General features: G+C 63.1%; 31 protein-coding genes. 16 read left to right on the top strand and 15 right to left on the bottom strand.

Features of this window, described 5'->3' with window-relative positions:
• Nucleotides 1–188 precede the first annotated feature (188 nt).
• The 4 genes from EGJ09_RS08035 to fliE form a co-directional block, all read right to left on the bottom strand.
• Nucleotides 189–554: a flagellar protein FliT gene (locus EGJ09_RS08035; protein WP_046786921.1), complete on the bottom strand. Its 366-nt coding sequence runs from the start codon at nucleotides 552–554 to the stop codon at nucleotides 189–191.
• A gap of 8 nt (nucleotides 555–562) precedes the next feature.
• Nucleotides 563–958 (bottom strand): flagellar export chaperone FliS, encoded by a 396-nt coding sequence (gene fliS / locus EGJ09_RS08040; RefSeq protein WP_046786922.1) that lies wholly within the window; start codon nucleotides 956–958, stop codon nucleotides 563–565.
• Between the two features lie 24 nt (nucleotides 959–982).
• Nucleotides 983–2,380, bottom strand: a complete 1,398-nt coding sequence (gene fliD, locus EGJ09_RS08045) for a flagellar filament capping protein FliD (protein ID WP_125923584.1) — start codon at nucleotides 2,378–2,380, stop codon at nucleotides 983–985.
• 95 nt (nucleotides 2,381–2,475) lie between these two features.
• Entirely contained in the window at nucleotides 2,476–2,793 is a 318-nt protein-coding gene (gene fliE / locus EGJ09_RS08050; protein WP_046786924.1) for a flagellar hook-basal body complex protein FliE, read from the bottom strand.
• A gap of 250 nt (nucleotides 2,794–3,043) precedes the next feature.
• On the opposite strand from fliE, the gene fliF reads away from it, so the two are divergent.
• The 13 genes from fliF to fliR all read left to right on the top strand — a co-directional run bounded on the left by fliF (nucleotide 3,044) and on the right by fliR (nucleotide 14,012).
• A complete protein-coding gene (gene fliF / locus EGJ09_RS08055; RefSeq protein WP_046787072.1) occupies nucleotides 3,044–4,765 on the top strand; it encodes a flagellar basal-body MS-ring/collar protein FliF in 1,722 nt (573 codons plus the stop codon).
• Nucleotides 4,758–5,756 (top strand): flagellar motor switch protein FliG, encoded by a 999-nt coding sequence (gene fliG, locus EGJ09_RS08060; RefSeq protein ID WP_046786925.1) that lies wholly within the window; start codon nucleotides 4,758–4,760, stop codon nucleotides 5,754–5,756. The genes fliF and fliG overlap by 8 nt, the downstream gene beginning before the upstream one ends.
• On the top strand, nucleotides 5,749–6,462 hold the full coding sequence (locus EGJ09_RS08065) for a flagellar assembly protein FliH (RefSeq protein ID WP_046786926.1): 714 nt from the start codon (nucleotides 5,749–5,751) through the stop codon (nucleotides 6,460–6,462). Before fliG ends, EGJ09_RS08065 begins: the two co-directional genes overlap by 8 nt.
• A complete protein-coding gene (fliI, locus tag EGJ09_RS08070) occupies nucleotides 6,417–7,847 on the top strand; it encodes a flagellar protein export ATPase FliI (RefSeq protein ID WP_119688071.1) in 1,431 nt (476 codons plus the stop codon). The genes EGJ09_RS08065 and fliI overlap by 46 nt, the downstream gene beginning before the upstream one ends.
• 30 nt (nucleotides 7,848–7,877) lie before the next feature.
• Nucleotides 7,878–8,345 (top strand): flagellar export protein FliJ, encoded by a 468-nt coding sequence (gene fliJ / locus EGJ09_RS08075; RefSeq protein ID WP_046786928.1) that lies wholly within the window; start codon nucleotides 7,878–7,880, stop codon nucleotides 8,343–8,345.
• 7 nt (nucleotides 8,346–8,352) lie between these two features.
• The gene (locus EGJ09_RS08080; RefSeq protein ID WP_158621130.1) at nucleotides 8,353–9,663 is read left to right on the top strand and encodes a flagellar hook-length control protein FliK; all 1,311 of its coding nucleotides are present in this window, start codon (nucleotides 8,353–8,355) and stop codon (nucleotides 9,661–9,663) included.
• Nucleotides 9,664–9,785: 122 nt separating this feature from the next.
• Nucleotides 9,786–10,241, top strand: coding sequence for a flagellar basal body-associated FliL family protein (locus EGJ09_RS08085; protein WP_046786929.1), 456 nt, complete (start codon nucleotides 9,786–9,788; stop codon nucleotides 10,239–10,241).
• A gap of 3 nt (nucleotides 10,242–10,244) precedes the next feature.
• Nucleotides 10,245–11,324, top strand: coding sequence for a flagellar motor switch protein FliM (gene fliM / locus EGJ09_RS08090; protein ID WP_046786930.1), 1,080 nt, complete (start codon nucleotides 10,245–10,247; stop codon nucleotides 11,322–11,324).
• Complete coding sequence (gene fliN / locus EGJ09_RS08095) at nucleotides 11,317–11,769, top strand: flagellar motor switch protein FliN (RefSeq protein WP_046786931.1); 453 nt, start codon at nucleotides 11,317–11,319, stop codon at nucleotides 11,767–11,769. Before fliM ends, fliN begins: the two co-directional genes overlap by 8 nt.
• Nucleotides 11,766–12,182, top strand: coding sequence for a flagellar biosynthetic protein FliO (gene fliO / locus EGJ09_RS08100; protein WP_046786932.1), 417 nt, complete (start codon nucleotides 11,766–11,768; stop codon nucleotides 12,180–12,182). Before fliN ends, fliO begins: the two co-directional genes overlap by 4 nt.
• Nucleotides 12,179–12,928: a flagellar type III secretion system pore protein FliP gene (gene fliP / locus EGJ09_RS08105; RefSeq protein ID WP_046786933.1), complete on the top strand. Its 750-nt coding sequence runs from the start codon at nucleotides 12,179–12,181 to the stop codon at nucleotides 12,926–12,928. The genes fliO and fliP overlap by 4 nt, the downstream gene beginning before the upstream one ends.
• A 19-nt stretch (nucleotides 12,929–12,947) precedes the next feature.
• The gene (gene fliQ / locus EGJ09_RS08110) at nucleotides 12,948–13,217 is read left to right on the top strand and encodes a flagellar biosynthesis protein FliQ (protein WP_046786934.1); all 270 of its coding nucleotides are present in this window, start codon (nucleotides 12,948–12,950) and stop codon (nucleotides 13,215–13,217) included.
• Nucleotides 13,218–13,259: 42 nt separating this feature from the next.
• On the top strand, nucleotides 13,260–14,012 hold the full coding sequence (gene fliR / locus EGJ09_RS08115; protein ID WP_223255144.1) for a flagellar biosynthetic protein FliR: 753 nt from the start codon (nucleotides 13,260–13,262) through the stop codon (nucleotides 14,010–14,012).
• A 53-nt stretch (nucleotides 14,013–14,065) separates the two neighbouring features.
• Here the strand turns inward: fliR and flgL are convergent, their stop codons facing one another.
• The 11 genes from flgL to flgB all read right to left on the bottom strand — a co-directional run bounded on the left by flgL (nucleotide 14,066) and on the right by flgB (nucleotide 24,034).
• Complete coding sequence (gene flgL / locus EGJ09_RS08120) at nucleotides 14,066–15,262, bottom strand: flagellar hook-associated protein FlgL (protein WP_046786936.1); 1,197 nt, start codon at nucleotides 15,260–15,262, stop codon at nucleotides 14,066–14,068.
• A gap of 23 nt (nucleotides 15,263–15,285) precedes the next feature.
• Nucleotides 15,286–16,896 carry a flagellar hook-associated protein FlgK gene (gene flgK, locus EGJ09_RS08125; protein WP_125923586.1) on the bottom strand — a complete coding sequence of 537 codons (1,611 nt, stop codon included), beginning with the start codon at nucleotides 16,894–16,896 and terminating at the stop codon, nucleotides 15,286–15,288.
• Between the two features lie 108 nt (nucleotides 16,897–17,004).
• Nucleotides 17,005–17,916: a flagellar assembly peptidoglycan hydrolase FlgJ gene (gene flgJ, locus EGJ09_RS08130; protein WP_223255140.1), complete on the bottom strand. Its 912-nt coding sequence runs from the start codon at nucleotides 17,914–17,916 to the stop codon at nucleotides 17,005–17,007.
• Entirely contained in the window at nucleotides 17,916–19,070 is a 1,155-nt protein-coding gene (locus EGJ09_RS08135) for a flagellar basal body P-ring protein FlgI (RefSeq protein WP_080952146.1), read from the bottom strand. The genes flgJ and EGJ09_RS08135 overlap by 1 nt, the downstream gene beginning before the upstream one ends.
• A gap of 10 nt (nucleotides 19,071–19,080) precedes the next feature.
• Nucleotides 19,081–19,779 carry a flagellar basal body L-ring protein FlgH gene (locus EGJ09_RS08140; RefSeq protein WP_177010140.1) on the bottom strand — a complete coding sequence of 233 codons (699 nt, stop codon included), beginning with the start codon at nucleotides 19,777–19,779 and terminating at the stop codon, nucleotides 19,081–19,083.
• Nucleotides 19,780–19,784: 5 nt separating this feature from the next.
• Nucleotides 19,785–20,567 (bottom strand): flagellar basal-body rod protein FlgG, encoded by a 783-nt coding sequence (flgG, locus tag EGJ09_RS08145; protein WP_046786939.1) that lies wholly within the window; start codon nucleotides 20,565–20,567, stop codon nucleotides 19,785–19,787.
• 31 nt (nucleotides 20,568–20,598) lie between these two features.
• Nucleotides 20,599–21,354, bottom strand: coding sequence for a flagellar basal body rod protein FlgF (locus EGJ09_RS08150; protein ID WP_046786940.1), 756 nt, complete (start codon nucleotides 21,352–21,354; stop codon nucleotides 20,599–20,601).
• A gap of 4 nt (nucleotides 21,355–21,358) precedes the next feature.
• Nucleotides 21,359–22,507, bottom strand: a complete 1,149-nt coding sequence (gene flgE, locus EGJ09_RS08155) for a flagellar hook protein FlgE (protein ID WP_119688080.1) — start codon at nucleotides 22,505–22,507, stop codon at nucleotides 21,359–21,361.
• Nucleotides 22,508–22,529: 22 nt separating this feature from the next.
• Nucleotides 22,530–23,198, bottom strand: a complete 669-nt coding sequence (locus EGJ09_RS08160) for a flagellar hook assembly protein FlgD (RefSeq protein ID WP_125923587.1) — start codon at nucleotides 23,196–23,198, stop codon at nucleotides 22,530–22,532.
• Nucleotides 23,199–23,200: 2 nt separating this feature from the next.
• Entirely contained in the window at nucleotides 23,201–23,608 is a 408-nt protein-coding gene (flgC, locus tag EGJ09_RS08165) for a flagellar basal body rod protein FlgC (protein WP_046786943.1), read from the bottom strand.
• A 15-nt stretch (nucleotides 23,609–23,623) separates the two neighbouring features.
• A complete protein-coding gene (gene flgB, locus EGJ09_RS08170) occupies nucleotides 23,624–24,034 on the bottom strand; it encodes a flagellar basal body rod protein FlgB (RefSeq protein ID WP_046786944.1) in 411 nt (136 codons plus the stop codon).
• A gap of 162 nt (nucleotides 24,035–24,196) precedes the next feature.
• On the opposite strand from flgB, the gene flgA reads away from it, so the two are divergent.
• The 3 genes from flgA to flgN all read left to right on the top strand — a co-directional run bounded on the left by flgA (nucleotide 24,197) and on the right by flgN (nucleotide 25,760).
• Nucleotides 24,197–24,907, top strand: a complete 711-nt coding sequence (gene flgA, locus EGJ09_RS08175) for a flagellar basal body P-ring formation chaperone FlgA (RefSeq protein ID WP_223255141.1) — start codon at nucleotides 24,197–24,199, stop codon at nucleotides 24,905–24,907.
• Nucleotides 24,908–24,992: 85 nt separating this feature from the next.
• On the top strand, nucleotides 24,993–25,289 hold the full coding sequence (gene flgM, locus EGJ09_RS08180) for a flagellar biosynthesis anti-sigma factor FlgM (RefSeq protein ID WP_196997316.1): 297 nt from the start codon (nucleotides 24,993–24,995) through the stop codon (nucleotides 25,287–25,289).
• Nucleotides 25,290–25,328: 39 nt separating this feature from the next.
• The gene (gene flgN / locus EGJ09_RS08185; protein ID WP_046786945.1) at nucleotides 25,329–25,760 is read left to right on the top strand and encodes a flagellar export chaperone FlgN; all 432 of its coding nucleotides are present in this window, start codon (nucleotides 25,329–25,331) and stop codon (nucleotides 25,758–25,760) included.
• The last annotated feature ends 72 nt before the right edge of the window (nucleotides 25,761–25,832 follow it).

A 25,832-nucleotide genomic window follows, 5' to 3' on the forward strand; every position in this document is an offset into this window, starting at 1 on the left:
TTATCAATGTGTTGAGCAGTGGTGTGCTCCGTTTGGAGCATCGAGAAATATTTCCTAAACTATCAAGCGTGTCGACCGATAACAGAAAGGGGCAGACTTTTTCCCGGTTATTTTTCGTGCTCTTGAAGGCACTGATTTTTACACCAGAATGTTGCATTAGTTAGCTTGCTTATGATGGCGGAATGTACCTACTGGCACAAGCGATGGCTCAACGATAGCACCTTGCCGCCTGTGACGCGGTACGCATTATCAAGATCGTTCTTTTGCCGGCCCACTTGCATGAGTTCGCCAAGGTGGTTCTGCCGGGCTTGTAGAAAGCGGCTTACTTGGCTGTCCAGCGCCACTATTTCAGTGATTAGTTCAAGTTTGCGCAGTTGCCCGGCCTCATCGAGTTCGGCCTGACTTTCGGCGCGGCGCAGGCTGGCGGCATCGATAAGGCCCTGCGACTTTAGTGCGAAAATACCGTCCCAATCGGCATTTTCCGCGCACGTCAGCATGCGTCGCGATTGCTCAAGCAGCCCTTCGTAGGCAGCGATAACTTGTGCTTGCAGCATAACTACCGTTAATCCTCGGTTTGCGGGCCGATCGCGGTCCAGGCCGAGGCGATAGTGCCCAGCAAATTGGCGGCGGCATTGAGCGATTCTTCGTTGTTTTCAAGGTTGGCGCGTAACAGCAGGCGCACAACGAAGTCATAGAGTTCGTCCAGTTGCCGGGCGATGCTGCCGCCTTGCTCCAGGTCCAGCGAAGCGCGCAGGCCGCGGGTGACGATGTTGATCGCCCGGGTGATCGCCTTGCCCTTTTCGGGTGTGTTGCCCGCCTGCATGTGCAGTTTCGCCAGGCGCAGCGCCGCCTGGTACTGGTCGAACAGCAGGCTGATGCGCTGATGCGGCGAAGCGGCCAGGATGGCGCTTTCCAGGCCGACCCTGGCATAGGCGCTGGCATCGTGTGATGACATCATCCTGCATGCTCCGTCGTTGACACATTAATCACTGTTGAGAGCCTCGAATTGTTCGGTGAGGTAATCGGCGGTGGAGTTCAGCGTGGAGATCAGCGTATCCAGCTCGGTGAACTGTTCGCGCCAGCGCTCCATTTCGGAATCGATCAGCGCCTGCTTTTCGTCGTAGCGTTCTTCGAGTTGATCGAGCTTGTTGTCCAGGCTGTCTGTCTTGGCCGGGATCAGGCCGGTGTCTTCATCCAGGTAGTTGTCCAGGTCTTCGGTCATGCGGGTGATGAAGCCTGAGCTGCCATCGCTGCCGATGAAAAATTCGGACACCGCGTCGATGTTGTCCTCCAGGGCGCTTGCCAGCGTGTCTTCATCGATCGACAGCGTGCCGTCCGATTCCAGGGCAATACCCAGCTGCGAGAGGTAGCTGAACGTGCCGCTGCCAATCTGCGTGTAGATGTCGCTGGCCAGCTCCGTGCTGATGCGACGTGTGGTGGAGTCGCCCAGCAGCTCGCCACTGGTGCCGGCGTCGGCGTCATAGGCGGTAAGTTCGTCCACCGTGGTGACGAAGTCGTTGTAGGCATCGACGAATGCGGTGATGGCGCTTTCGATCGAGTCGGTATCGCGGGTGATGGTCAGTGTCTGTGAGCTGCCGGTGTCGCTCAGGGTCAGTGTGACGCCCTGCAGGGCTTCTTCCACCGTGTTGCTCTGGCTGGTGATGGCGATGCCGTTGATGGTGAGTTCGGCATCCTGTGCCGCCACCGTCTCGGTCATGTTGCCCGCGCCGTCGGCATAGCCGAAGAGGGAGGCGGCCAGGTCGCTGCTGTCGCTGCTGCTGTAGCTGACCGTCATGGCCGCTTCGGTGCCGGTGCTGTCGGACGTCAGCACCAGGCGGTAGGGGCTGTCGCTGCCGTCGCTGACGATGGTCGCGGTGATGCCGGCGTCGGCATCATTGATGGCATCGCGCAGGCCTTCCAGGGTGTTGTTGCTGCTGTCCAGGGTGATGGACACTGCATCATTGCTGCCCGCCTGCAATGTCAGCGTGCCAGTGCCCAGGGTCGTGGTCGTATCGCTGATGCCATCGGTTGCCAGGCTTTGGGCTTGGGCAAGCTGGGTCACCTCGATGCTGTAGGTGCCGGCCACAGCCTCGCTGCTGGTGGTCACCGCCACGCCGCTGCCCGAAATGCTGGTGCTCAGAGACTCGTACAGGCTGGCGTCGGCCAGTGCTTCGGCGGCTGACTGCAGCGTGTCGAGTGCGCTGGTCAAGGTGCCATAGGCCGAGATTTCGGCTTCGACAGACTCTTCCTGAGCGGTGATCGGGTCCAGCAGGCTTGTGGTCTTCGATTCCTCCAGGCTCTCCAGGATGCTTTCCAGATCAAGCCCCGACCCTACGCCGAGGCTGGTAATGCTTGCTGTGGAGCTGGTGGTGGTGGTCATGTGCTGGTCCGTCCTGATGTGCGCGTCTGGGCGCAACATCGGCAAGCGATGACTGCGTCTTTAAGGCATTACCCTAAAAATGTGTGACGCATGTCTCAAACCTGCATGGCCATCACATCCTTATAGGCAGTGAGCAGGCGATTGCGCACCTGGACGCCCATCTGGAAGGCGACGCTGGCCTTCTGCGAGTCGGCCATTACATCGACCAGTGACACTTCGCTGCTGCCCGCCTGAAACGCATTGGTCCGGCTGCTCGCGGTTTGTTGCAGCTGGTTGATGCGCTGCAGTGAGGCCTGCAGCTCGCCAGCAAAGCTCCCGGCGGCCTGGCTCAGCCTGTTGGCGCTACCGCCCTGCGCCTGTTCGGCGAGGCTGCTCAACTGTTGCAAGGCATCGGCAAGGGCTTGAGTGGTCATGGCGCAGTGGCTCGTGGCTGGCGAATACGCGGCAGGTTAGCAAGCCTGAGTCTGTAGGAATCGGCCCAATTGACCGTAAAACTACGGGCTTTTCTGCCCTTTGCCGGCGAGCAGCCTGGCGACAATGACGCTGAGCCAATCCCGCCTGGACCCCTTTGCCAACCGGCCGACGGACCGCGGGTCGATTACCACTGCCAGCGGACTCTGTAATGCCCCTCTTTCCGGCCAGAACCCCAGCTTCGAGGTGTTCGTGACAACTGCTGCCCAGGCCAAGGGCACGAAAAAAAACCTGCCGATCGCCACGCCGGTCCGTTCCCTGGATGCGTTGACCGCGGTGCTGCGTGGCCGGCCACTGCTGCCGCTGATGCTGGCCGGCGCCGCAGCTGTGACGCTACTGGTCGGGCTGCTGCTGTGGGCGCAGGAGCCGGAGTACCGGGTGCTGTTCTCCAACCTGGGTGAGGCTGATGGTGGCCAGGTCATTGGTGAGCTGGACAAGCGCGGCGTGCCTTACCGGCTGGGCGAGGGTGGGCATACCATCATGGTGCCCGCCGAGCGGATGAATGCACTGCGCCTGCAACTGGCCGAGCAAGGCCTGCCAAAAGCGGGCAGTGTTGGCTTCGAGCTGCTGGACAAGCAAGCTTTTGGCATCAGCCAGTTTGCCGAACACCTCAATTACCAGCGTGGGCTGGAAGGTGAGCTGGCGCGTACCATCGAATCCCTCGGGCCGGTGGCCCATGCTCGAGTACATTTGGTGATGGCCAAGGACTCGGTGTTCGCCCGTGACCGCGAAGCCGCCCGCGCATCGGTCGCACTGGCCCTGCAGCCTGGCCGTGAACTGGGCCAGGGGCAGGTCAGCGCAATCATTCACCTGGTGACTTCCAGCGTGCCCGAGCTGGCAGTGGATGGCGTGACGGTGGTCGACCAGAACGGCCGTTTGCTGTCGCGCAGCCATTCCAGTGACGGGCTTGACGATGCCAAACTGGACTATGTGGGCGAAGTAGAGCGCACCTACCAGCGCCGAATAGAGGAAATCCTTACACCTTTGCTCGGCAGCCGTAATGTCCATGCGCGGGTCGTCGCGCAAATGGACTTCTCGACCCGCGAGAGCACGGCCGAACGCTACGCGCCCAACCAGGAATCGAAAGCGGCTTCGGTACGCAGTCAGCAGACCTCCGAGCGCATGCTGCAAGGCAGCGACGCCGGCCGTGGCGTGCCTGGCGCACTGACCAATTCACCGCCCAATACACCCGCACCGACCCGCGCCACTGCACCGGCACCAGCGCAGCCGAATGCGACAGCCGGCAGCAGTACCGCCGCTACTGGTGGGGAGCCCGGCAAGTCGCTGCAAACCGAGCGCATGGTCAACTACGAGGTCGATCGTGATGTCGAGCACGTCAAGTCGAGCCTGGGCAACATCCAGCGCCTGGCGGCGGCGGTCGTGGTCAATTACCGCACCGTACTCAAAGATGGCGCCCCCACCAGTGAGCCGTTGAGCAAGGAGGAGCTGGCCGGCATCAACGACCTGGTGCGCCAGGCCATGGGCTTTACCGAAAGCCGTGGTGATACCGTGCAGGTGATCAACAGCCCCTTCGTCGACGAGGATGTACAAGCAGGGGAGCTGCCGTGGTGGCGTACCCCCGAGGCCTACAACCTGGCAATGAGCGCTCTGCGCTACTTGCTGGTGGCCGTCGTTGCCTTTGTGCTGTGGCAACGGGTGATCAAACCGATGCAGCAGCGCGCGCAAGCACAGCGCAAGCACCTGATGGACTTGTCCGAGGATGACTTGGACCTGATGCCGGCAAAATCCCCAGCTGACGCCTTGATCACCGGCAATGACGGCCTCGCGCGCCCGGCGCTGCCTCGCAAGTCGGCGCTTTATGAACAGAACATGGAGAGCCTGAAGCGGCTTGCCAGCGAAGATCCGCGCCTGGTCGCCATGATCGTGCGCGGTTGGATGAAGAACAATGACTAACAAGATCAGTGGGGCACGGCGCAGCGCCATCTTGCTGCTATCGCTGGATGCCGACAGTGCGGCCGAGGTGTTCAAGTTTCTTCCAGGGCTGGAGGTAGAGAACATCAGCCGCGAAATGGCGGGGCTGAGCCAGGTATCCCATGAGGAAATGCGCCAGGTGCTGGCGGATTTCATGGACGAGACCGAGCAGTACGCGGCCATCAATATCCAGAGCAGCGACCATATCCGCGCAGTGCTCACCAAGGCCTTGGGCAGCGAGCGTGCCGCCAGCCTGATCGACGATATCCTGGAAACCTCCAATACCGTCTCGGGTATCGACAAGCTCAACCTGATGGAGGCGCAGATGGTGGCGGAGATGATCCGCGACGAGCATCCGCAGATCGTCGCCACCATCCTTGTGCATCTGGAGCGCCACCAGGCCTCTGCGATTCTTCAACTGCTGACCGAGCGGCTGCGCAATGACATCATCCTGCGCATCGCCACCTTCAGTGGCGTACAGCCGGTGGCGCTGCACGAACTGACCGAGGTACTGGGTGGCATGCTCGATGGTCAGAGCCTCAAGCGCAGCAAGATGGGCGGGGTGAAGGCGGCGGCCGAGATCCTCAACCTGATGGCCTCCAGCCAGGAGTCCTCGGCCATCGACAACCTGCGCAACTACAGTGCCGACCTGGCGCAGAAGACCCTCGACGAGATGTTCCTGTTCGAGAACCTCGCCGATGTCGACGACCGCAGCATCCAGACATTGCTGCAGAACATCGACAGCAACTCGCTGGCCGTTGCGCTCAAAGGAGCGTCGGCGCCGCTGCTCGACCGTTTCATGCGCAACATGTCGCAACGTGCGTCAACATTGTTCCTTGAGGACATGGAGGCCCGTGGCCCGATTCGCATGTCGCAGATCGAAACAGAGCAGAAGTCGATCTTGCAGGTCGTACGGCGCCTTTCCGAAACCGGCGACATGGTGACCGCACGGGGTGACGACGCTTATGTCTGAGCCGATGCCACAAGGGCACTGGCAGCCATGGCAGATGGCGCCGCTGGGCAATGACGAGCCGCCCAGTGGCGAGCCCGCCGCCGCCCGCCGTGAGCAGGCGCGCAGGCGGGCTGTCGAGCAGCGGCTGGCGTTGCAGCAGTTGCGTGAGCGGACACTGGCCGACGCACAGCAGGCGGGCCATGCCGAGGGCAAGGAACTGGGTTATGCCCAGGGGCTGGCCGAGGGCAGGGCAGCGGCCGCCGAGGAGCTGCGCCAGCAGGCCAAAGACGTGCTCGAGCCTCTGCGGGCCTTGTGCCTGAGCTTCGACGAAGCGATGCGCGAAGTGGATGGCATGGTCGCCGCGCGCCTGGGGCAGGTGGCAATCGACCTTGCCGGGCGTCTGGCCGGCAAAGCGCTCGCGGTACAGCCCGAACAGGTGCAGGTGCTGGTGCGTGAAATGCTGGTCTGTGAACCCGCGCTTACCGGCAAGCCGGCACTCAGCCTCAGCCCCGATGACCTGCCCTGGGTGCAGCGCTGCCTGAGTGATGAGCTCGATGCCGCTGGCTGGAGTGTGCAGGAGGATCGTTCGGTGCTGCCGGGTGGTTGCCGTGTATCGAGCGCGACAGGAGAGCTGGATGCCACCTGCCAGACCCGCAGGGACCTGTTCGAGCGCAACGGCCAATGGCTGCTCGATTCGATCAGCGTGGCGCCGGGCGCATCATCGTGAAAACCGACAACCCCCACTTGCAGCGTTGGGGCCGAGGGCTCGAGGCCTTGGCCGGTGACGCGCTGCGGGTGCCAGATTACCGCCGCAGCGGTCGCATCGTTCGTGCCACCGGCATCGTCCTGGAAGCAGTTGGCTTGCGCCTGCCGCTGGGGGCTGGCTGTCGTATCGAACTGAGCCCGGCCAGGGGTGGGGTGGCTGCCGACTATGCCGAGGCCGAGGTGATCGGCTTTGCCGGGGAAGTGCTGTACTTGATGCCGCTTGAAGAAATTCACGGGTTGCAGTCGGGCGCCCGGTTCTTCGCCCTGGCCGACGAGCCGGGGGCCAGCGATGGCGTGCGCCCGGTGCCGTTGGGCATGGCGTTGCTCGGGCGAGTGCTCGATAGCAGCGGTAACCCACTGGACGGCAAAGGGGCGCTGCAAAGCACGCAGCGCGCCAGCCTGCATGGCCAGCCGATCAACCCACTGCAACGCGCGCCGATCGATCGGCAGATCGATGTCGGTATTCGCGCCATCAATGCCCTGCTAAGCGTCGGCAGGGGGCAGCGCCTGGGGCTGTTCGCCGGGTCCGGGGTAGGTAAATCGGTGTTGCTGGGCATGATGGCGCGCTACACCCAGGCCGATGTGGTGGTGGTCGGGCTGATCGGTGAGCGTGGCCGTGAAGTGCAGGATTTCATCGACAACATTCTCGGCGAAGACGGGCTGCGCCGCTCGGTGGTGGTGGCGGCGCCGGCCGATGCTTCGCCGCTGCAACGCTTGCAGGGGGCACTGTATGCGACCCGCCTGGCGGAAGATTTCCGCGACCAGGGCAAGGATGTACTGTTGATCATGGATTCGCTGACCCGCTACGCCATGGCCCAGCGCGAAATCGCCCTGGCGCTCGGTGAACCGCCGGCGACCAAAGGTTACCCGCCTTCGGTGTTCGCCAAACTGCCCAAACTGGTCGAGCGTGCCGGTAACGGGCCACGCGGTGGTGGCTCGATTACCGCGTTCTACACGGTGCTCAGCGAGGGCGACGACCAGCAGGACCCGATTGCCGATTCGGCGCGGGCGATTCTGGATGGTCACCTGGTGCTGTCGCGCCAGTTGGCCGAGAGCGGCCATTACCCTGCGATCGATATCGAAGCGTCGATCAGCCGTGCGATGAGCGCGATCGTCAGTGAATCTCAGCAGCGCAAGGCACAGAAGCTCAAGCAGGCCGTGTCGCGTTACCAGCGCAATCGCGACCTGATCAGCGTGGGCGCCTATGCGCCGGGCCACGATGCCCAGCTCGACCGCGCCGTGGCGTTGTATCCGCACATCGAACGCTTCCTGCAGCAGCAGACCCACGAGCGTACATCGATGCAAGACACGCTTGCCGGGCTCAACTTGCTGTTCCCCGGCAAATGACCGCAACCACGCTAAGGCAGGCATGCACCCATGGCCCATGAGTCACTCCAGCTGCTCATCGAACTCACCGAGCGCAGCCGCGAGACCGCGGCCAATGCGCTGGCCCAGAGCCGCCGCGCAGAGCAGCAGATGACCGAACAGCTGCGCCTGTTGGACCAGTATCAGCGCGAGTATCGCCAAGGCCTGCAGCAGGAGTTGGCCGGTGCCGGCATGAGCCCCTCTACGCTGGCCAACTACCGCGGCTTCCTCAAGTCGCTGGAAGGGGCCATCGAGCGGGCAGAAGGCAACTTGAACCGCCACCGCGCCCAACTGGCCCAACACCAGGACACCTGGCGGCAGGCCTGGCGCAAGGTCAATGCCCTGGAAACGCTGCTGGCCCGCCGTGTGGAGCATGGCCGGCTGCTTGCCGGGCGCGCCGAACAGAGGCGTACCGATGAACTGGCTGGCCGCTCGCGCCAGGCCGGGCAATTTGCCTCACCCCTCGACAGTGGATTCTGAAAACACCATGGACATCATCACCGCCATATCCCCTGCGCCTGCGGTATCACTGCAGGCCGCAGGCGGCGACAGTGTCGGCGACAGCGAACCTGGAGCTTTCGCTGTTGCTCTGCAGCAGGCCGAAATCAGCGAGGCCGGCACCGGAGCCGCTGCCCCAGGGCCTTTGGTGCCGGCACCGGGTGCCGCCCCTGCCCAGCCCCTGACTGCCGCCGGCAATGACGGCCTGACGTCGACGGTTGAGGGGGCGGCGCTTGAGCTGCAAGCGAGCGCTGCGCCCGCTAACGAGCAGGTCATCAGAGCGGCGGTGCAGGCTGAACCTGAGGCCACGCCGGCAGTAGCCGCGGTCGACGAAAGCGGGGCTGAGAGCGTCGCCGATGGCGAGGTGCAGCCTTTGGATATCAAGGCCCCGGCTGCAGCCCCGGGGGGCAGCAAGGAGCAGGGCGATGTCGCCGATGATGACACGCCACAATCGGCGGATTCGCTGGACGCGATCCGTCAGCGCCTGGACCTGATCGACAGCGCCGGCCAAATGGCCTCTGGCATGCTCGCCCTCACGCCTGCGGTGGCGTGGGTGCAGGCGCCTGCCGCAAGCGCAGAAGCGGCATCTGGCTTCGGTGTTGCGGATGACCCGGGGCAGGCCACCGAACTGCAATGGCTGCAGAGCGCTACGCAGCCCTTAGAGGCGCAGGCAAGTGAGGGTGTAGACAACCCGGCCGAGCTCGCGCCGGCGGCTGAAGCACCAAGCGAAGGTGTTGGCCGCGTCCAGGGTGACGGCTCCGTCTCTGCACCAGCCAATTGGGAGCAGCCTTCGCTATCAGGCATCCAGGCATCGAATTCCAGCGTGGTGGGAAGCATCGTCAGCCCAGCCAGCGATGGCGCTGCATCATCCATTACCACGACGCTGGGCACCGACGCCTGGCAGGACGACTTGGGCCAGCAGGTGATCGGCATGGTCCGGCGTGGGGAGCAGCAGGTTGACATGCAGTTGCATCCAGCCGATCTCGGGCCGCTGTCGATCAGCCTCAGTGTCAGCGAGGGTGGCATCCAGGCGCAGTTCCAGTCGGCCCACGCGTCGGTGCGCGCGGCTGTTGAGCAAGCGCTGCCGCAGTTGCAGGGTGCTTTGGCAGCCCAGGGCCTGAGCCTTGGCGAAACATCGGTCAACGATGGTGCGTCCCGTCAGGCTGCGGGTGAACAGCCGCGGCGGGAGCCGCCAGGCAGCGGTGGCGAGGCGCGCGCCCCGCGGGTAGCCCAGGCCAGCGCAACGGTACAGGCGCCTCAGACAACCCATTCCGGCGCAGGGGTCGACCTGTACCTGTGAAGCCCCCTGCAAAGCCGCAAGTTAACGCCCTAAACCCTCGCTAATCAGCCCATGGCACGGGGCGCCTGGTGGGCATACTTGCGCCCTTTCGAAACGCTTTCCCATTCCCAAGGCAGCTGTCCATGCCCACTACCACCAAGAAAATCTGGCTCTGGTTCATTCCATTGGCCCTGGTTGCCGCCGCTGCCAGTTCTGCGGGTGTGTACACCTACGTGATGCGTGAGCGGGCCCATACCCAAGCGACCCGCACGGCTCCTGCGGTACTGCTGCTGGTGAACGTCGCCCCCATGACCGTCAACCTGCACAGCGCCAATGATGAGCCGGCCATGCTCTACGTGGGCTTCAACCTGGAAGTGGGCAATGAAGCGACCCGCAAGTTGCTGGAGCTGTATATGCCGAAAATCCGCAGCCAGCTGCTGACCGTATTGAGTGGGCAGGACAGCACAGCGCTGTCTACGCCAGAGGGTAAAAAAGCGTTGGCGGCACGCATACTCGAGCTGCTGCGCCGTGCCCTGAGTACCGAGCAGCCAGATGCTGCATTGCTCGGCGTGCTCTACACCGACTTCATCGTGCAGTAAGCCATGTCTACCAACGACATGCTCTCTCAAGAAGAGATCGACATGCTGCTGCGCGGTGGTGACGATCTGGACACCTCCGGTATCGGCGATGACGACGGCCTGGATTTCCCGGACGGCTACCCGCACCCCGAGGAGCAGGTGCGCCGCTACGACCCGGCGACTCAGCACCGAGTGATCCAGGAACGCTTGCACACCCTGGACATCATCAACGGCCGTTTCGCCCGTTATTTCCGCATGAGCCTGTTCAACCTGATCCGGCGCAACGTGGATATCACCTTCAAAGGCATTGGCTACCAGAGCTTCAGCGAGTTCTCCCTGCACTTGCCAATGCCTTCCAACATCAATTTGCTGTCGATGAAGCCGCTGCGCGGTACCGCGCTGGTGGTATTCCCGCCAAGCGTAGTGTTCATGGTGGTGGACAACCTGTTCGGTGGCGATGGTCGCTTCGTGACCAAGTCTGAGGGGCGCGAGTTCACCAACACTGAGCTGCGCATCATTCGACGCTTGCTCGGGCTGACGGTGGATGCCTACAGCGATGCCTGGAAGTCGGTTTACCCCTTGGAGATCGACTACCTGCGTTCGGAAATGCAGGCCAAGTTCGCCAACATCACCGGCTCGCCCAACGAGATCGTGGTCAACGCCACGTTCCACCTGGAGGTCGGCAATCTTTCAAGCGATTTCAACATCGTCATCCCCTACCTGATGATCGAGCCGATGCGCCAACTGCTCAGTGGCCCGCTGACCGATGCCGACCCGGAGGAGGAGCGCCAATGGAACCGGCGCATGGCGGACGAGATAACCCATTCGCAGGTTGACCTGATAGCCGACTTCGTCGAGGTGCAGGCACGCCTGGGGCAGGTCATGGAACTGAAAGTGGGGGACGTGCTGCCCATCGACCTGCCCGAAAGCGTCAAGGTGCGCGTCGACGGCGTGCCGGTCATGACCTGTGAGTTCGGCAGTTACAACGGCTCCCGCGCCTTGCTGGTGAAGGAGTTGATCGATCACTCCATCGGCAAGTCGCCCAATTCCAGCCGATTCATCAAGGGCCACCTGCCCAAAGCCAAGGAACCCGATCATGAGTGACCCGAACAAGCCTGAAGCGCACGAAGACGACGAGTGGGCCAGTGCCCTGGCCGAGCAAGGCGCGGGTGATGATGCTCAAGACCCTTGGGCCACGGCATTGGCCGAGCAGCATGAGGCGAAGCCAGCCCCGGCGGACAACGTCATCTTCAAGCCGTTGGGCACAGCCCCTGGGCTGGCATCGCCGCGCGAGCTGGAAATGATCATGGACATCCCGGTGAAGCTGAGCGTCGAGTTGGGGCGCACGCGCATCACCATCAAGCAATTGCTGGAGCTGGCTCAGGGCTCGGTGTTGGCCCTCGATGGCCTGGCGGGTGAGCCCATGGACATTCTGATCAACAGTTACCTGGTCGCTCAGGGCGAAGTGGTGGTCGTGGATGACCGCTACGGCATTCGCATCACCGAAATCATCACGCCCTCCGAGCGCGTGCAGAAGCTCAATCGATGAGCACCGCGACCGCGCTTGCAGTGCCCGCCAGCCTTGGGGTGCCGGCTGACAACCTGGTCGGGCTGAGCCTGCTTGGCAAAACAGCCTTCGCGTTGGGGCTGGTGATGGCCTGTGTGCTGCTGTGTGGCTGGTTGGTATCGCGGCTTGGCACCCGTGTGTCGTCGCCGGAAAAGGTCGTGCACATCGTTGCCAGCACCCGCCTGGGGCAGCGCGAGAAAGTGGTGGTGGTCCAGGTGCGTGGGCGCTGGTTGGTGCTGGGTGTGACGGCTCAGCACGTCGCCTGCCTGTCAGAGCTGGAGGCGCCGGTGGCTGGCACCGAAGCGGCGGTGGAGCCCGCTGCACGTGGTTTTGCCCTGCGTCTGATGGACGCCTTGAAGCAGGGTGGGTTGCGCGACCCGCAGAACCGACCATGAGGACGGCGCGCCTGGTCTTGTTGCCGCTACTGTTGCTGGTGCTGCTGCCGGTCGCCGAGGCGGCACCGGCAATGCAGGGGTTGTCCGGATTCACCGGGCAGGCCGGTGGCGAGAAATGGTCGCTGAGCCTGCAAACCTTGATGCTGCTCAGTGCCATGGCCTTTTTGCCGGCGGTGCTGCTGATGATGACCGGCTTCACCCGTATCATCATTGTGCTTGGCTTGCTGCGCACCGCCATCGGCACCACCAGTGCTCCGCCCAATCAGGTGTTGCTGGGCCTGGCACTGTTCCTGACCTTTTTCGTCATGTCGCCCACGCTGGAGCAGGCTTATCAGAAAGCCTGGGTGCCTTTTTCCCAGGACCAGATGGGGGTTGAGCAGTTTCTCGATGAGGCCAGCCAGCCTTTCCGTACCTTCATGTTGGCGCAGACCCGCCAGGCTGACCTTGCGCTCTATGTCCGCCTGGCGCGCATCGATGATCTCAAGGGCCCGGAAGATGTGCCCATGCGGGTGCTGCTACCAGCGTTCGTCACCAGCGAACTGAAGACCGCCTTCCAGGCAGGCTTCACCATCTTCATCCCGTTTCTGATCATCGACCTGCTGGTGGCCAGTGTGCTGATGGCGCTGGGGATGATGATGGTGCCACCGTCGACCATTTCCTTGCCCTTCAAGTTGATGTTGTTCGTGCTGGTGGATGGCTGGCAATTGCTGCTGGGTTCCCTGGCCCAGAGTTTCTACCCGGTATGAGCCTGCGAGGAGTGCCTTGATGACCCCGGAAATGGTGATGGACCTTGCCTACAAGGGCATGCGCCTGAGCATGACGATAGCGGCGCCGCTGTTATTGGTTACCTTGTGCATCGGCCTGTTGGTGAGCCTGTTCCAGGCAGCGACACAGATCAACGAGTCCACCCTGTCTTTCATTCCCAAGATCGCTGGGGTATGCCTGGTGCTGATTCTCGCAGGGCCCATGCTGATGGAGCTGCTGGTCGATTACACGCGGGCGCTGTTCACCAGCCTGCCGACGCTGGTGGGTTGAGCGCAGTTGATCGAGGTCGGCTGGGATCAGTTGCAGCTTTGGGTGAGCGCGTTTTTCTGGCCGTTCTGCAGGCTGCTGGCGTTTTTCATGAGTGACCCTATCCTGGGCCACAAGAATGTCCCCAGCCAGGTGAAGGTCGGGTTGGCGTTGCTGCTGGCCTTCCTGCTGGCACCCAACCTGCCGCCGATGCCCGATATCGCCCTGTTTTCCTGGGCAGGGCTGGGGGTGATCGTCGAGCAGCTGCTGATCGGCATGTCGCTGGGCATGGTCATGCGCATCGCCTTGGCGGCGGTGGAAATGGCGGGCGACATTTGTGGCATGCAGATGGGGTTGGCCTTCGCGTCGTTCTTTTCCGCCGACACTGGCACCAACAGCCAGGTGCTGTCGCGCTTTCTCAGCCTGGTGACCATCCTGATGTTCCTCGCCCTGGGCGGCCACCTGATGGTGCTGGAACTGCTGGCCAATACGTTCAGCCAATTGCCGATCGGCCACTTCGGTTTCAACCCCCAGGGCTGGAACATGCTGGCACGCCATGGCGGCAGCATCTTCCTGACTGGCCTGCTGCTGGCGTTGCCCATGGTCGGGGCCTTGCTGATCATCAACCTGGCGATGGGTATCCTCAACCGCGTCGCCCCGCAGCTCACAGTGTTTTCAGTCGGCTTTCCGGCAACCTTGTTCGTCGGCATGCTGCTGCTGACGGTACTGGTCGGCGACCTGGGGCAGTTCCTTGCGGGCTTGTTGCAGCAGGCCCTGCAGTTCATGCAGGCCTTGATCGGCCAGCTCGGGCATGCCTGATACGCCGGGTTTTTCGTGCGAAGCAGGCCGCCACTGTGGTTTTACGCAAGCGCTCAGATGTACTCGAAGAGTGACAGCTGCTGCACGCTGGCGAATGTCTGCTGAGCCGCTTGCATCGATACCTGCAGCGTCACGTAGCGGGAGATGGACTCGGTGTAGTCGGCGTCCACCAGCCCGGAGAGCCGCTCGGTGTAACTGAGGGCCAGGTCGTCGCCAATGGTATCGAGCACTTCCACCTGGCCCAGGCGCGTGCCGACCGAGGTGAGGACGGTGAGCACATTGTCCTGGGCATTGCTCAGCTCTCGGCTGGCGGTGGACAGGGTGTTGCTCAGGGCCGCCTGGTCCGCCTCGTCCTCCACCGGCGTCTGCAAGGCGCTGATCAGGTTCTGCAGCGTGGCGAACACGTCGGGGTCGGCATCGGCAGCAGCACTGACCGTCAAGCTGTCACCTTCGGCGGGTGTGCCACTGAGTGTCAGGCTCAGGCCATTGACCTCCAGGGTTTCACCGTCGGTGTAGCTGATCGGGTCCTGGCCGTCGATGCTGTACTGGGTGCTGCCATCGTCGGCGACGCTGAAGGTCAGGGTGAATGCATCGCCATAGTTGGCCGCGCTGGTGTCGGCGACATCCGGGCCGTCGAAGGTCAATGTGCCGGTGTTGTCGCCTGCTTCGGCAATGAAACCGGCGGAGCTGCTAACCGAAAGGAAGATCGCCGCGCCATTGTCGCCGCTGGCCATGCTCTGGGTAGCACTGACCTGCTGCGAGACCACATTGTCATCACCCTGGTAAACCAGCTCGCCATCGGCGTTCTCGGCAAACGCCGGGCTTTGGCTCTGGTAGCCGGAAAACAGGTAGTTGCCATTACTGTCGGTGCTGTTGGCCAAGGTGACAAGTGTGTCGTAGACCCCTTGCAGGGAGGTGGCCAGCGATTCTCGGTCAGCGTCGCTGAGGGTCCCGTTGCCGGCCTCAACCACCAGGCTCATGGCGCTGGTGATGGCGTCATTGATGCTGTCCAGGGTGCTTTCTTCCTGGGACAGCGCCGTGGTGATGGCCGCCCGCGAATCGGCGTACTGCTCGTTTGCCGCAATCGACTGGCGCACGGTGACCGCTTGTGCCGCTGCCAGGGAGTCATCCGAGGGGTTTACCACGCGGGTACCGCTGGATACCTCCAGGGCCGCCTCCTGGTACTGGCTCTGCTGGGCGAGCATGGAGTTGAGGTTCTGGTTGTAGATGGTCGCACTGCTCAGGCGCATGCCGGGCTCTCCTTTGGGGGCAATCAGCTGATGTCGAGGATGGTGTTGAGGACTGTGGTGCCCACTTCGACGATCTTCGCGCAGGCCTGGTAGTACTGCTGGTAGACGATGAGGTTGGCCGCTTCCTCATCAAGGTTCACGCCCGACTCAGACTGCTGCAGGGTGGTCAGCTGTTCGGTCAGCGCCGATTGGGTTTCCAGCTGCGCGGCGACGCGCGTTGCGGTGCTGCCCACGTCGCTCACCAGCGATGCGTAGGTTTCGCTGAGCGTTGCACTGCCGCCGACGATATCGCTGGTTTGCAGGTCGAGCATCGCCAGTGCATTGGTGTTGTCACTGCTGCCGCTGGAGGTACCGGCGGCAATCTGCTCGCCCTCACTAACCAGCGTGGTGAAGCTGCTGGCTGCGTTGCGGGTAGGTTGCACCAGGAAGCTGTCGCCGTCCTCGGCGGTGCCGCTGACGGTAAGGTCCATGCCGGCGAAACTCAGGGTCGCGCTGCTGCTGTCGTAGCTTGCCTCGACGCTGGCGCCGGTGTCATTGCGGGTGACGGTGAAGCCGTCGCTGTCGGACCAGGTCACCGTGTAATCACTGGCCGTGAGGGCGCTGACATCATCGCCGAAGCTGGCGCTGAGGGTGGCGTCGCCGGTATTGCCGGTGTCGCCGTATACCAGCGGGTCGGCCACCGAGAAGAATGCCGTGCCGGTATCGCCGTTGAGGTCAACGCCCTGCGCCTGCAGGGTATTGAAGGCCTGGGTCAGCGACACGGCCATCAGGCCCAACTGGTTCTGGGTGTCGGCCAGGGTGGTATCGCGAAATGACAGCAGGCCGCCGAGCGAGCCACTGTCGAGCACGCTGTCGTCCAGCGTCACGCTGTTGCCGGCGGCATCGACATAGCTGATGGACGCTTCGCTCGGGTCGCTGGCGGAGGCACCGGTGGTCAGTTCGAAGCTGTCGCCCGCAGAGACCAGCGCCAGGCCATTGCTGAGCGATACCGTGTAGCTGCCGTTGTCCTGCACGGTGACGTCTACCGCCACCAGTTCGCTGAGCTGGCTGACCAGCAGGTCGCGCTGGTCGAGCAGGTCGTTCGAGGTGCTGCCGAGCGACCCGGACAGGCTGATCTGTTCGTTGAGGGTCGCGATCTGCGCGCTCAGGTCGTTGATCTGAGTGACCTGATCGTCGATCTGCTCGTTCACGTCGTCCGACATCGCTGAAAGGTAGCTACCCAGCTGGTTGAACTGGCTGGCCAGTGTTTCTGCCGCACCCACCACTTCTTCCCGTGCGGCCGTGTCACTGGCATCTGAGGTCAAGGTCTGGATGGCCGAGAAGAAACTTTGCAGCAGGCTATCCAGACTTGCATCGCTGTCGGCCAGCAGGCTGTCGATCTGATCGACCTCGGTCTGGTAGGTGGACAGCGCGCTTTCTGCACTGGTGGAGCTGTTGAGCTGGGTGGTGACAAACTGGTTGTACTGGCGGTCGACGCTCGATACCTGCACGCCGCTGCCGGAGGCAGACTCGGTGAAACTGGCGACCTGGCGGGTATAGCCGTCGGTATAGGCGTTGGTCGTGTTGTTGCTGCTGGTGGCAAGGGCGATCTGGGCCGCCGAGAGGCCGCTGACGCCAATGGAGATGATGCTCATCGAAAAGCTCCTGGGCTACATGCTGCGCAACATCGGCCTCGGGTCAGGGCATCTTGAGCCTTTATCCATTGCTGGTTGCACAAAAGCGTTGGCAAATGCGTGCGGGCCTTATTGGTCGTTGGCCAGTGCTACCTGCCCGGCAGATGGCAGCGGCCCGATGGTCGCCATGACCGCGATCAGCTTGTCGGCATAGTGTGGGTCAGTGGCGTACCCGCCTTGCTGCAGCGCTAGCGCTGCCTCTGAGCTGCTTGTGGCGTTGCGCGCCGCTGCATAACCGGGGCGGCTGCGGATCAAGCGCGCGTAATCGTCGAAAGCGGCCTGAGCGTGGGGATAGACGCGGAAGCTCTCCACCTGTTTGTGTGCCTCGCCGGCGACGTATTCGGTGGTCTGTATCTGCGTGGTTTCACCTTGCCAGCGCCCGCCGGCCTTGATACCGAACAGGTTGTGGCTGTCCGCGCCGTCGGCGGAGGTGATGCGCCGTCGCCCCCAATCGGTCTCCAGAGCGGCCTGGGCAAGAATCAGCTGTGCCGGCACGCCGCTGCTGCGTGCGGCCATGCGCGCCGGTTCGGCCAGCCGGGCCACGAAGTCCTCGACATGCTCGGCACGGCCAGCTGCTTCGTCGCGCACTTCATAGCGCTTCCAGGCATTGAAAGCCGGCGTTTGTCGGGCCAGGCTGACGAAGGGCGATTCCTGTGCAGCAGTCGGGGGCTCGGCCACCAGCCCGCTTGTCGAAAGGCTACGCGTCAGTTGCTCGGCCAGGCCCATGCCGTGCCCGGCCAGGCTCTGAGCCCATTGCTGGTCGAGCATCTCGGTATAGAGTTGGGTTTGCGAGTTGTTGGACAGCTCCGACTTGGGTATCGCCGCACGCATGCTCTTGAGCATCGTCTGCAGGAACAGCGCTTCGAACTGCCGGGCCGCTTCCTTCAGGCCTGCCTCACCACTGCGCCCGGCCTGGCTGCGCAAACGTTGCAGGCCCTGAACGTCGAGCGCGAACCCCGCCGCGCCATCAGCCATGCTCATCAGATGATCTCCAGTTCTGCACGCAGGGAACCGGCGGCCTTGAGCGCCTGGAGAATGACCATCAGGTCCTGTGGCGTGGCACCCAGGGCGTTGAGGCCTTTGACCACATCCATCAAGTCGGCGCTGCCTTCCAGTACGTGCAGGGCGCGGGCCTGGGTTTCGATTGATATGTCGCTGTTGGCGGTGGCCGCAGTTTGTCCGCCGCTCAAGGCGCCTGGCTGGCTGACGCTGTTGGTGGTGTCGATGGTGACCGATAGATCGCCGTGGGCCACGGCGGCACGGAACAGCTTCACCGAGCCATTGAGCACCACCGAGCCGGTGCGCGAATCGAGTATGACTTTGGGCCGTGCCTGCATTGGCATTACATCGATGCTGTCGATCCGGGCCATGAAATTGACCCGCTCGTTGGCCGAGAGCGGCCCTTGTACCTGCACCAGGCCGCCGTCCACCGCCGAGGCGACGGTGCTGCGCATCACGCTGTTTATGGCGAACACTACCCGCTGCGCGGTGGCCGGGTCGGGCTCGCGTAGTTGCAGTTCGAGGATGCCGTGCTGGGCGCCGAGGTCGAGCGGCACGCTGTGCTCCACCACTGCCCCGCGGCTGATGCGGCCACCGGCCAGCTGGTTGATCTGCACGCTGCTGCCATTGGCTGCCGCACCAGCACCACCCACCAGCAGGTTGCCTTGGGCCATGGCATACACATCGCCGTCGGCACCTTTGAGCGGGGTCATCAACAGCGTTCCACCCCTGAGGCTGCGGGCGTTGCCGATGGAAGAAACGACCACATCGATCTGCTGGCCGGGGCGGGTCAGGGGCGGCAGGTTGGCGGTGACGATCACCGCCGCGATGTTACGCATCTGCATGTTGGCGCCGGCCGGCAAGGTAACGCCGAGCTGGGAAAGCATGTTGGTCAGACCCTGCTCGGTAAAGGGGCTTTGGGTGGTCTGGTCGCCTGTACCGTCCAGCCCGACCACCAGGCCATAGCCCACAAGGTTGTTGCTGCGGATGCCGGCGAAATCGGCGATGTCGCGGATCTGCTCCGCGTGCGCCGTGCCGCCCAGTACCAGCGCGAAGGCGCCAAACAGCGGGCGCAGGGCGCGGGCCGCGCAGTGCAGTCGGCATCGCAGCCCGGAAGTGAACGGGGAGTCGGCCATGATGCGCTCGTTAGAAAGGTGACAGGTTGAGGATGACGCGTTGCAACCAGCCCATGCGTTGCGCCTCATTGATGTAGCCTTCGCCGACGTACTCGATGCGTGCCAGGGACACCTGGCTTGAAAGCACGGTGTTCTCCCCGGTGATCGAGCGTGGGTTGACCACGCCGGAGAAACGGATGAACTCGGTGCCCTGATTGATGGCGATCTGCTTGTCGCCACGCACCCTCAAGTTACCGTTGGCCAGCACCTGCATGACCGTGACCGAAATGGTGCCGGTGAACGAGTTGTTGGCCTTGGAGCCACCACTGCCGGCGAACTCATGGTCGGTCGAGGCATTCACGCCGTAGTTGCCAACCTTGGAGTCACGGTCGGAGCTGGTGGAAAACGCCAGGCCCAGGCTGCCGCTGCGGTCGGCATTGGACGATGAGGTCTTGCTGGCGCTGACCTGCTCGTTGAGTTCTACGGTCAGCGTATCGCCGACCATCCGCGGGCGGCGGTCCTCGAACAGCGGTTGCGAACCGCGCTGCCCTTGGTAGATCGAGCCATTGGCCAGGCGTTCGGGCAAGTCGGGCACCTGCATGGACTCGTCGGGCACCACTGGCTTTGGTACCAGTTGCGCACAACCGGCAGCCGATAGCACAGCGCCGAGCAGCACGGCCAGGCAAACGAAGGGCAGGAGCTTGAGCGATGCGTTGCGGGGTTGGGACATGGCCATCAGAGCTGGGTCAGGCGCTGCAGCATTTCGTCGGAGGTTTCGACGGCCTTGCTGTTGATTTCATAGGCGCGCTGGGTCTGGATCATGCCCACCATTTCCTCCACCACATTGACGTTGGAGGTCTCGACATAGCCCTGGCTGACAGTGCCGCCACCGTTCAGGCCGGGTGTCGTCTCGGTGGGGCTGCCGGAAGCATCGGTTTCCTGGTACAGGTTCTGGCCGATGCTCTGCAGGCCCGCATTGTTGACGAACAGTGCCAGGTTCAGTTGGCCCACTTGGGTGGAGGCGGTGCTGTCGGGCTGGGTCACCGAGACGATGCCGTCGGTGCTGATGGAAATCGACGTGGCATTGGCCGGAATGGTGATCCCTGCCGTCAATTTATAGCCATTGGAGCTGACCATCTCGCCGTTGGCGTCGAGCTGAAAGCTGCCGTCGCGAGTGTAGGCGGTCGAGCCGTCGGGCATGTCGACCTCGAAGAAACCCAGGCCATTGATGGCCAGGTCCTTGGAGCTGCTGGTCTCTTCCAGGTTGCCCTGGGTGTGCAGGCGTTCGGTGGCCACCTGGCGCACGCCGGTGCCGACCTGCAAACCTGAAGGCAGCCGGGTGTCGGTGCTGCTCTGAGCCCCCGGCTGGCGCACGTTCTGGTAGACGAGGTCCTCGAACACGGCGCGTGAGCGTTTGAAGCCGTTGGTGCTGACGTTGGCCAGGTTGTTGGCAATGACGTCGAGCTGCCCTTGCTGGGCCTCAAGCCCGGTCTTGGCCGTCCACAGTGATCTGATCATCGGTCGGTTACCTGTTCATTCGGCGCCCGGCTCAGCCCTGCAAGGCGAGCAACTGATTGGCGCTCTTGGCGTTGTCGTCGGCGGCGCTGATGGCCTTCATCTGCATTTCATAGCGGCGGGCGTTGTCGATCATGGCCACCATGGCGCCGGTCGGGCTGACGTTGCTGCCCTCCAGTGCGCCCGGGGTGACGCGCAGGCTTTCATCGGCCGCCAGCTGCTGATGGATGCCATTGGCGTCGGCCGGCTGGCGCAGCAGCCCGTCATTGCCCGCTTCCAGGGTGCCTGGCAGGGCTGACACCAGCTTGAGTTTGCCGACCGGGCTCAGCCCACGCGGCTCCATGCCCTGTTCGCGAACACTGATGGTGCCGTCGCTACCCAAGCTGACTTCGCTGCCCAATGGCACGCTGATGGGGCCGCCATCGCCCATCACCGGCAGCCCTGCCACGGTCATGGCACCGCTGCCGTCCACTTGCAGGTCACCACGGCGGGTGTAGGCTTCCTGGCCATCGGCGGTCTGCACCGCGAGCAGCGTGTTTTCGCCCAGCGCCACGTCGAGGTTGCGGTCGGTGTGGGTGATGGGGCCTTCGGACCAGTCCACGCCCACGCCAGTGGCGCTGACTGAAACCCGCGTCGGCAGGCCTTCGCCTGCCACCGGTGAAGACTGCATCTGCACCAGTTGCGCACGAAAACCGGGCGTGACGATGTTGGCCAGGTTGTTGGCGACTACCGCCTGTTGCTCGAGTGCCTGGTTCGCCCCGCTCATGGCGGTGAAGAGCATCCGGTCCATGGTGTCAGGAACCGATGTTCACGGCTTGCTGCAGCACTTCGCTCTGGGCGGTCACCGACTTGGCGTTGGCCTGGAAGGTACGCTGGGCGATGATCAGGTTTACCAGCTCGGCGGTAAGGTCGACGTTGGAGTCCTCGGTGGTGCCACTGAGGATCGAGCCTAGCGACCCGCTGCTGGCAACGCCCAGCAGCGCTTGGCCCGAGGCGGTGGTGGCAATCCAGGTGTTGTCGCCATTGGCCTGCAGACCATTTTCGTTGGAGAAGCTGGCCAACTGGATCTGGTCGATTTCCTGGGTTTGATCGTTGGAGTAGGTAGCGATCACAGTGCCGGTGTCATCGATGGTGAAACTGATCAGGCTGCCCGAGGTATAGCCGTCCTGGGAGATGCTCGATACTTCGGAGTCGTTGCCGAACTGCGTGGTACCGGTCAGGTCCAGCGCGATGGACATCGTCGCCGCACCGTTGGCCGGGTCGTAGGTATAGGTGCCTGTTTCGCCGCTGGTGATCAGGCCGCTAGAGCTGAAGGTAACTGTCTGGCTCTCGCTCAGCAGGTTGCCATCGATGGCACTGTGGATGTCCCAGGTGTTTTCGGCGGTTTTGCTGAAGTACAGCGTCGAGGTGTGGCTGTTGCCGAGCGAGTCGTAGACCGTGGCCGTGGTCGAATAGGAATAGGTCGATGCATCGGTGGCATCGAAGGTATCGGTAATGATGTCTTCGCTGGCATCAAGGTTCAGCTCTGCATCCAGTTCCGTACTGGCGCTGGCCTGCATACCGCTGGTGGGGATCTGGATCACGCCATTGGCACCAAGCAACTGGTCGCCGGCCGAGTTCACCAGGTAGCCGTCGGCTGTCAGCGTCAGCTGGCCGTTACGCGAGTAGACGGTCTGCGTGCCATCGGTGAAGGTGAAGAAACCGTCGCCATTGATGGCCAGGTCCAGGCTGTTGTCCGTGGTGGTCAGGCTGCCTGACTCGAAATTCTGCACGACACCGGACACCGTTGTACCCAGGCCCACATCGGCCCCTGAGTAGACGTCGGCGAACTGCACCGTAGAGCTCTTGAACCCCACGGTCTGCGAGTTGGAGATGTTGTTGCTGACGACCTCCAGGTCGGTGGATGCGGCGGTCAGGCCGCTGAGCGCTTGGGAAAAGCCCATGGTTGTTCTCCGTGATTAGGGTTCAAAGCACCAGCTTGATGTCGCCGAGGCCGACGTTGTCGTTGACGCCGCCCAGATCGAGCGCAACCTCGTCGCTGCTGTCGGTGGTCACACCGGTCACCAGGGCGTATTTCAGTGCGGTTGCGGTCACGCTGGCGTCATCGCTGGTCGCACTCACGGTGAAGGTGTAACTGCCATCGGCGGCAGTCGTGCCGTCGTCCTGCACACCGTCCCAGTACAGGGCCTGAGTACCGGCGCTCATGTCGCCTGCGTCCAGCGTGGCGACCACGTTGCCGCTGCTGTCCGAGATGTTGATGGTGACGCTGTCCGCATCGCTGCCCAGGCTGACGCCGAAGGCGGTGGCGACGCCGCTGGCCACCTGGATGCTGTCGCCTTCGATCAGCACGCCGTTACCGACCAGAGCAGAGGCCTGCAGGGTCTCCGATGCGCTGATCTGGCTGGAAATACCCTCCAAGGTGCTGGTCACTTCTTCGATGCTGCTGATGGTGCTGATCTGCGCCAGCTGCGTGACCATCTCGCTGTTGTCCAGCGGGTCGGTGGGGTCCTGGTTCTGCAGCTGGGTGGTCAGCAGGGTGAGGAACTGGTCTTGCAGCTCGTCAGCGCTGGAGGCTGTGCTGTCGCTGGTGCTGTTCATGGTCGAGAGGACCGAACTTGCGATGGTGCTGGTCATGGTCAGGCCTCGCCAAGGGTCAGGGTCTTGAGCATCAATTCTTTGCTGGCGGCCATGACTTCGACGTTGGCCTGGTAGGAGCGCGAAGCGGAGATCATGTTGACCATCTCGCCTACGGGCTCGACGTTGGGCATGGTCACGTAGCCCGATTCGTCGGCCAGCGGGTCGCCGGGGCGGTACTCCTGGCGCATGGGCGAGCCGTCCTCGATCACCTGGCTCACCCGCACGCCGCCCACTTCGCTGCCGTCCTGGTACTGGGTCTCGAATACCACCTGGCGGGCGCGATAGGCTTCGTTGTCCGGGCCGCTGGTGGTGTCGGCGTTGGCCAGGTTGCTGGCGGTCACGTTCATGCGCTCGGACTGTGCGCTGAGCGCCGAGCCGGCGATGTCGAAAATACTGAACATGGACATGCGGTTTACCCCGGGTTATTCGGATTGCATCGCGTTCTTGAGCGACTGCAGGCGGTTGTTCAGGAAGGTCAGGCTGGCTTGGTAGCGGACGCTGTTGTCGGCGAACTGTGCGCGCTCCCGGTCCATATCCACGGTGTTGCCGTCAAGGCTTGGCTGGTCTGGCACGCGGTACAGCAGTTCATGCACCGAACTGCTGCCGCTGGAGGCATGCAGATGACGGTCAGAGGTGGTGGCCAGGGACATGCTGCTGCGCGAGCGGCCCTGGTTCAGGGAGCTGGCCAGTTCGGTGGCGAAATCGAAGTCCCGGGCGCGGTAGTTGGGCGTGTCGGCGTTCGCGATATTGTTGGCCAGCACTTGCTGGCGCTCAGCGCGCAAGCTCATCGCGTCTTGCGCAAAGCGCAGCTCGTTGTCGAGTTTGTCGATCATGCCTGCGGCCCGTGCCATCTGTTGAACGGCGTGCAGAGTAGAGGGGATGAGCATGGGGCAAAGGCCGGAACAGACCGCTATTTGGCGAGCAATTCGACCTTTGCGTTGTTGCAGAGCTGCCTAGAATGCTGCGCCTGAAACTCTACAAGAGGCATCGGCTCGATGACCGGACCACTTACCGTAGGTGCTGGCCTGGCGCGTATCTGCCGGTCGCTGGGGATGCTGTTGTGCCTGGCCCAGGCCAGTGCCGCGTTCGCTCAGGACGATGCGCTGCAGGCTCGGGTTAGGCAACTGATCGAACCGCGACTGCCGGCGGGTAGCCGCCTGACGCTGCTGGACATCGGCCAGCCGGTCTCGCGAATCAGTGCCTGTGCCGTACCCCGACCCTACCTGGTGCACCCGCGCCGCCTGCCCGTCGGGCGTGTAGCGATGGGCGTGCGTTGCGCAGGTCAGGATGGCGTGCTCGGCTACCTGCAGGTGACGGTCAGCGCCGTAGGCAGCTATGTCGTGAGCGCACGCAGGATCAAGGCAGGCGAGGTCATCCAGGCCAATATGCTGATCAGCCGGCGCGGGCCGCTGCAAGATCTGCCCCAAGGCAGTGCATTGCGCGCCGAGCAGGTGGTCGGCCGGCAAGCTGCTCGTGGCGTGGAGCGCGGCGCCGTGCTTGCGCTCAAGGGGGTTCGCGAGCGCTGGCTGGTTGAGCGCAACCGCCCCGTGGTGTTGCGCGCGCAGGGGGCGGGGTTCACCCTCAGCCGCAATGGCAAGGCCTTGGACAATGGTGGCCTGGGTAACAGGGTGCGTGTACTGGGCGGCGACGGCCGAATGCTCGATGCTCAGGTCGTTGGCAAGAACGAACTGCTGCTGCGCTACTGATTTTTTGTCAAAAACCTATCGCCGGCCAAAGGTGGCGCGTACGGATGCCGATAGTGTTCAAACCACAGCCAACGAAGCCTCTATCGTGAAAATCATAAGTTCCCCGCTCACCAACCTCCTTCCCTCGACTGATGCCAACCTGGCGGGCGCCGCTACAGCCCGCGTTGCCTCGCAGGAAATGGATACGCTGCCCGAAGACGCTGTAGAGCTCTCGCAGGTCAGCGACCTCAACCCAACCGACCCTGCGGCGGATGTTGACCTGGAAAAGGTCGCCGCCCTGCGTCAGTCCATCGCCGATGGCAGCCTGCAGGTCGACTCGCAGGCCATCTATGACAGCCTGGTGGCCGACTTCAGGGAAATGCTCGACAGTGAGCCGACATGAACGGCCCTTCGGCGCAGCAGCTCTGAAAGTGGGTGGCCTATGAGTTTGGGCAGGCACTTGGATGTGCAGCAACGGGTTGTCGAGCAACTGCTGCAGTTACTGGAGCAGGAACGTCTTGCCCTGGCACAGGGGCGGGTGGATGCCGAGCGCTTGCGCGAACTGGTCGCTGGCAAGCAGGCGGCTCTGCTGCGATTGGAGCAGTTGGAGGCCATGCGTGCGACGGCGCAGTTGAAGCTTGGCTATGGCCCTGGACGGGAAGGGGCGTTGCGGGCTGCCCGGGACGCAGATTGCCTGAGTGCCTGGCGGCGTTTGCGTCAGTCGGCGTTACGCGCCCGGGCGCTAAACAGGGTGAACGGTGAAGCCTTGGGCCTTCGCCTCAAAGGCAATCAGCAGATCCTAGATTTCCTTGACCGCATTACCGCAGACCGGCTGTATGGCCCCAATGGGCTGCCGGTATCCAGCTTGTTGTGATGCGCGGCGGGCGCAATAAGCCAGCGTTGTTGTTTTTAGGTCCAGGTTTCCCTGCTTTTTCACGCAACCTGA

Source organism: Pseudomonas sp. p106 (assembly GCF_003936645.1).
Taxonomy (GTDB): Bacteria; Pseudomonadota; Gammaproteobacteria; order Pseudomonadales; family Pseudomonadaceae; genus Aquipseudomonas; species Aquipseudomonas putida_E.

Bases quoted from the DNA above. Each gene is read 5' to 3' on its own strand.
- EGJ09_RS08035 (WP_046786921.1), bottom strand. From the start codon at position 554: ATGCTGCAAGCACAAGTTATCGCTGCCTACGAAGGGCTGCTTGAGCAA.
- fliS (WP_046786922.1), bottom strand. From the start codon at position 958: ATGATGTCATCACACGATGCCAGCGCCTATGCCAGGGTCGGCCTGGAA.
- fliD (WP_125923584.1), bottom strand. From the start codon at position 2,380: ATGACCACCACCACCAGCTCCACAGCAAGCATTACCAGCCTCGGCGTA.
- fliE (WP_046786924.1), bottom strand. From the start codon at position 2,793: ATGACCACTCAAGCCCTTGCCGATGCCTTGCAACAGTTGAGCAGCCTC.
- fliG (WP_046786925.1), top strand. From the start codon at position 4,758: ATGACTAACAAGATCAGTGGGGCACGGCGCAGCGCCATCTTGCTGCTA.
- EGJ09_RS08065 (WP_046786926.1), top strand. From the start codon at position 5,749: ATGTCTGAGCCGATGCCACAAGGGCACTGGCAGCCATGGCAGATGGCG.
- fliI (WP_119688071.1), top strand. From the start codon at position 6,417: ATGGCTGCTCGATTCGATCAGCGTGGCGCCGGGCGCATCATCGTGAAA.
- fliJ (WP_046786928.1), top strand. From the start codon at position 7,878: ATGGCCCATGAGTCACTCCAGCTGCTCATCGAACTCACCGAGCGCAGC.
- EGJ09_RS08080 (WP_158621130.1), top strand. From the start codon at position 8,353: ATGGACATCATCACCGCCATATCCCCTGCGCCTGCGGTATCACTGCAG.
- EGJ09_RS08085 (WP_046786929.1), top strand. From the start codon at position 9,786: ATGCCCACTACCACCAAGAAAATCTGGCTCTGGTTCATTCCATTGGCC.
- fliM (WP_046786930.1), top strand. From the start codon at position 10,245: ATGTCTACCAACGACATGCTCTCTCAAGAAGAGATCGACATGCTGCTG.
- fliN (WP_046786931.1), top strand. From the start codon at position 11,317: ATGAGTGACCCGAACAAGCCTGAAGCGCACGAAGACGACGAGTGGGCC.
- fliO (WP_046786932.1), top strand. From the start codon at position 11,766: ATGAGCACCGCGACCGCGCTTGCAGTGCCCGCCAGCCTTGGGGTGCCG.
- fliP (WP_046786933.1), top strand. From the start codon at position 12,179: ATGAGGACGGCGCGCCTGGTCTTGTTGCCGCTACTGTTGCTGGTGCTG.
- fliQ (WP_046786934.1), top strand. From the start codon at position 12,948: ATGACCCCGGAAATGGTGATGGACCTTGCCTACAAGGGCATGCGCCTG.
- flgL (WP_046786936.1), bottom strand. From the start codon at position 15,262: ATGCGCCTGAGCAGTGCGACCATCTACAACCAGAACCTCAACTCCATG.
- flgK (WP_125923586.1), bottom strand. From the start codon at position 16,896: ATGAGCATCATCTCCATTGGCGTCAGCGGCCTCTCGGCGGCCCAGATC.
- flgJ (WP_223255140.1), bottom strand. From the start codon at position 17,916: ATGAGCATGGCTGATGGCGCGGCGGGGTTCGCGCTCGACGTTCAGGGC.
- EGJ09_RS08135 (WP_080952146.1), bottom strand. From the start codon at position 19,070: ATGGCCGACTCCCCGTTCACTTCCGGGCTGCGATGCCGACTGCACTGC.
- EGJ09_RS08140 (WP_177010140.1), bottom strand. From the start codon at position 19,779: ATGTCCCAACCCCGCAACGCATCGCTCAAGCTCCTGCCCTTCGTTTGC.
- flgG (WP_046786939.1), bottom strand. From the start codon at position 20,567: ATGATCAGATCACTGTGGACGGCCAAGACCGGGCTTGAGGCCCAGCAA.
- EGJ09_RS08150 (WP_046786940.1), bottom strand. From the start codon at position 21,354: ATGGACCGGATGCTCTTCACCGCCATGAGCGGGGCGAACCAGGCACTC.
- flgE (WP_119688080.1), bottom strand. From the start codon at position 22,507: ATGGGCTTTTCCCAAGCGCTCAGCGGCCTGACCGCCGCATCCACCGAC.
- EGJ09_RS08160 (WP_125923587.1), bottom strand. From the start codon at position 23,198: ATGACCAGCACCATCGCAAGTTCGGTCCTCTCGACCATGAACAGCACC.
- flgC (WP_046786943.1), bottom strand. From the start codon at position 23,608: ATGTCCATGTTCAGTATTTTCGACATCGCCGGCTCGGCGCTCAGCGCA.
- flgB (WP_046786944.1), bottom strand. From the start codon at position 24,034: ATGATCGACAAACTCGACAACGAGCTGCGCTTTGCGCAAGACGCGATG.
- flgA (WP_223255141.1), top strand. From the start codon at position 24,197: ATGACCGGACCACTTACCGTAGGTGCTGGCCTGGCGCGTATCTGCCGG.
- flgN (WP_046786945.1), top strand. From the start codon at position 25,329: ATGAGTTTGGGCAGGCACTTGGATGTGCAGCAACGGGTTGTCGAGCAA.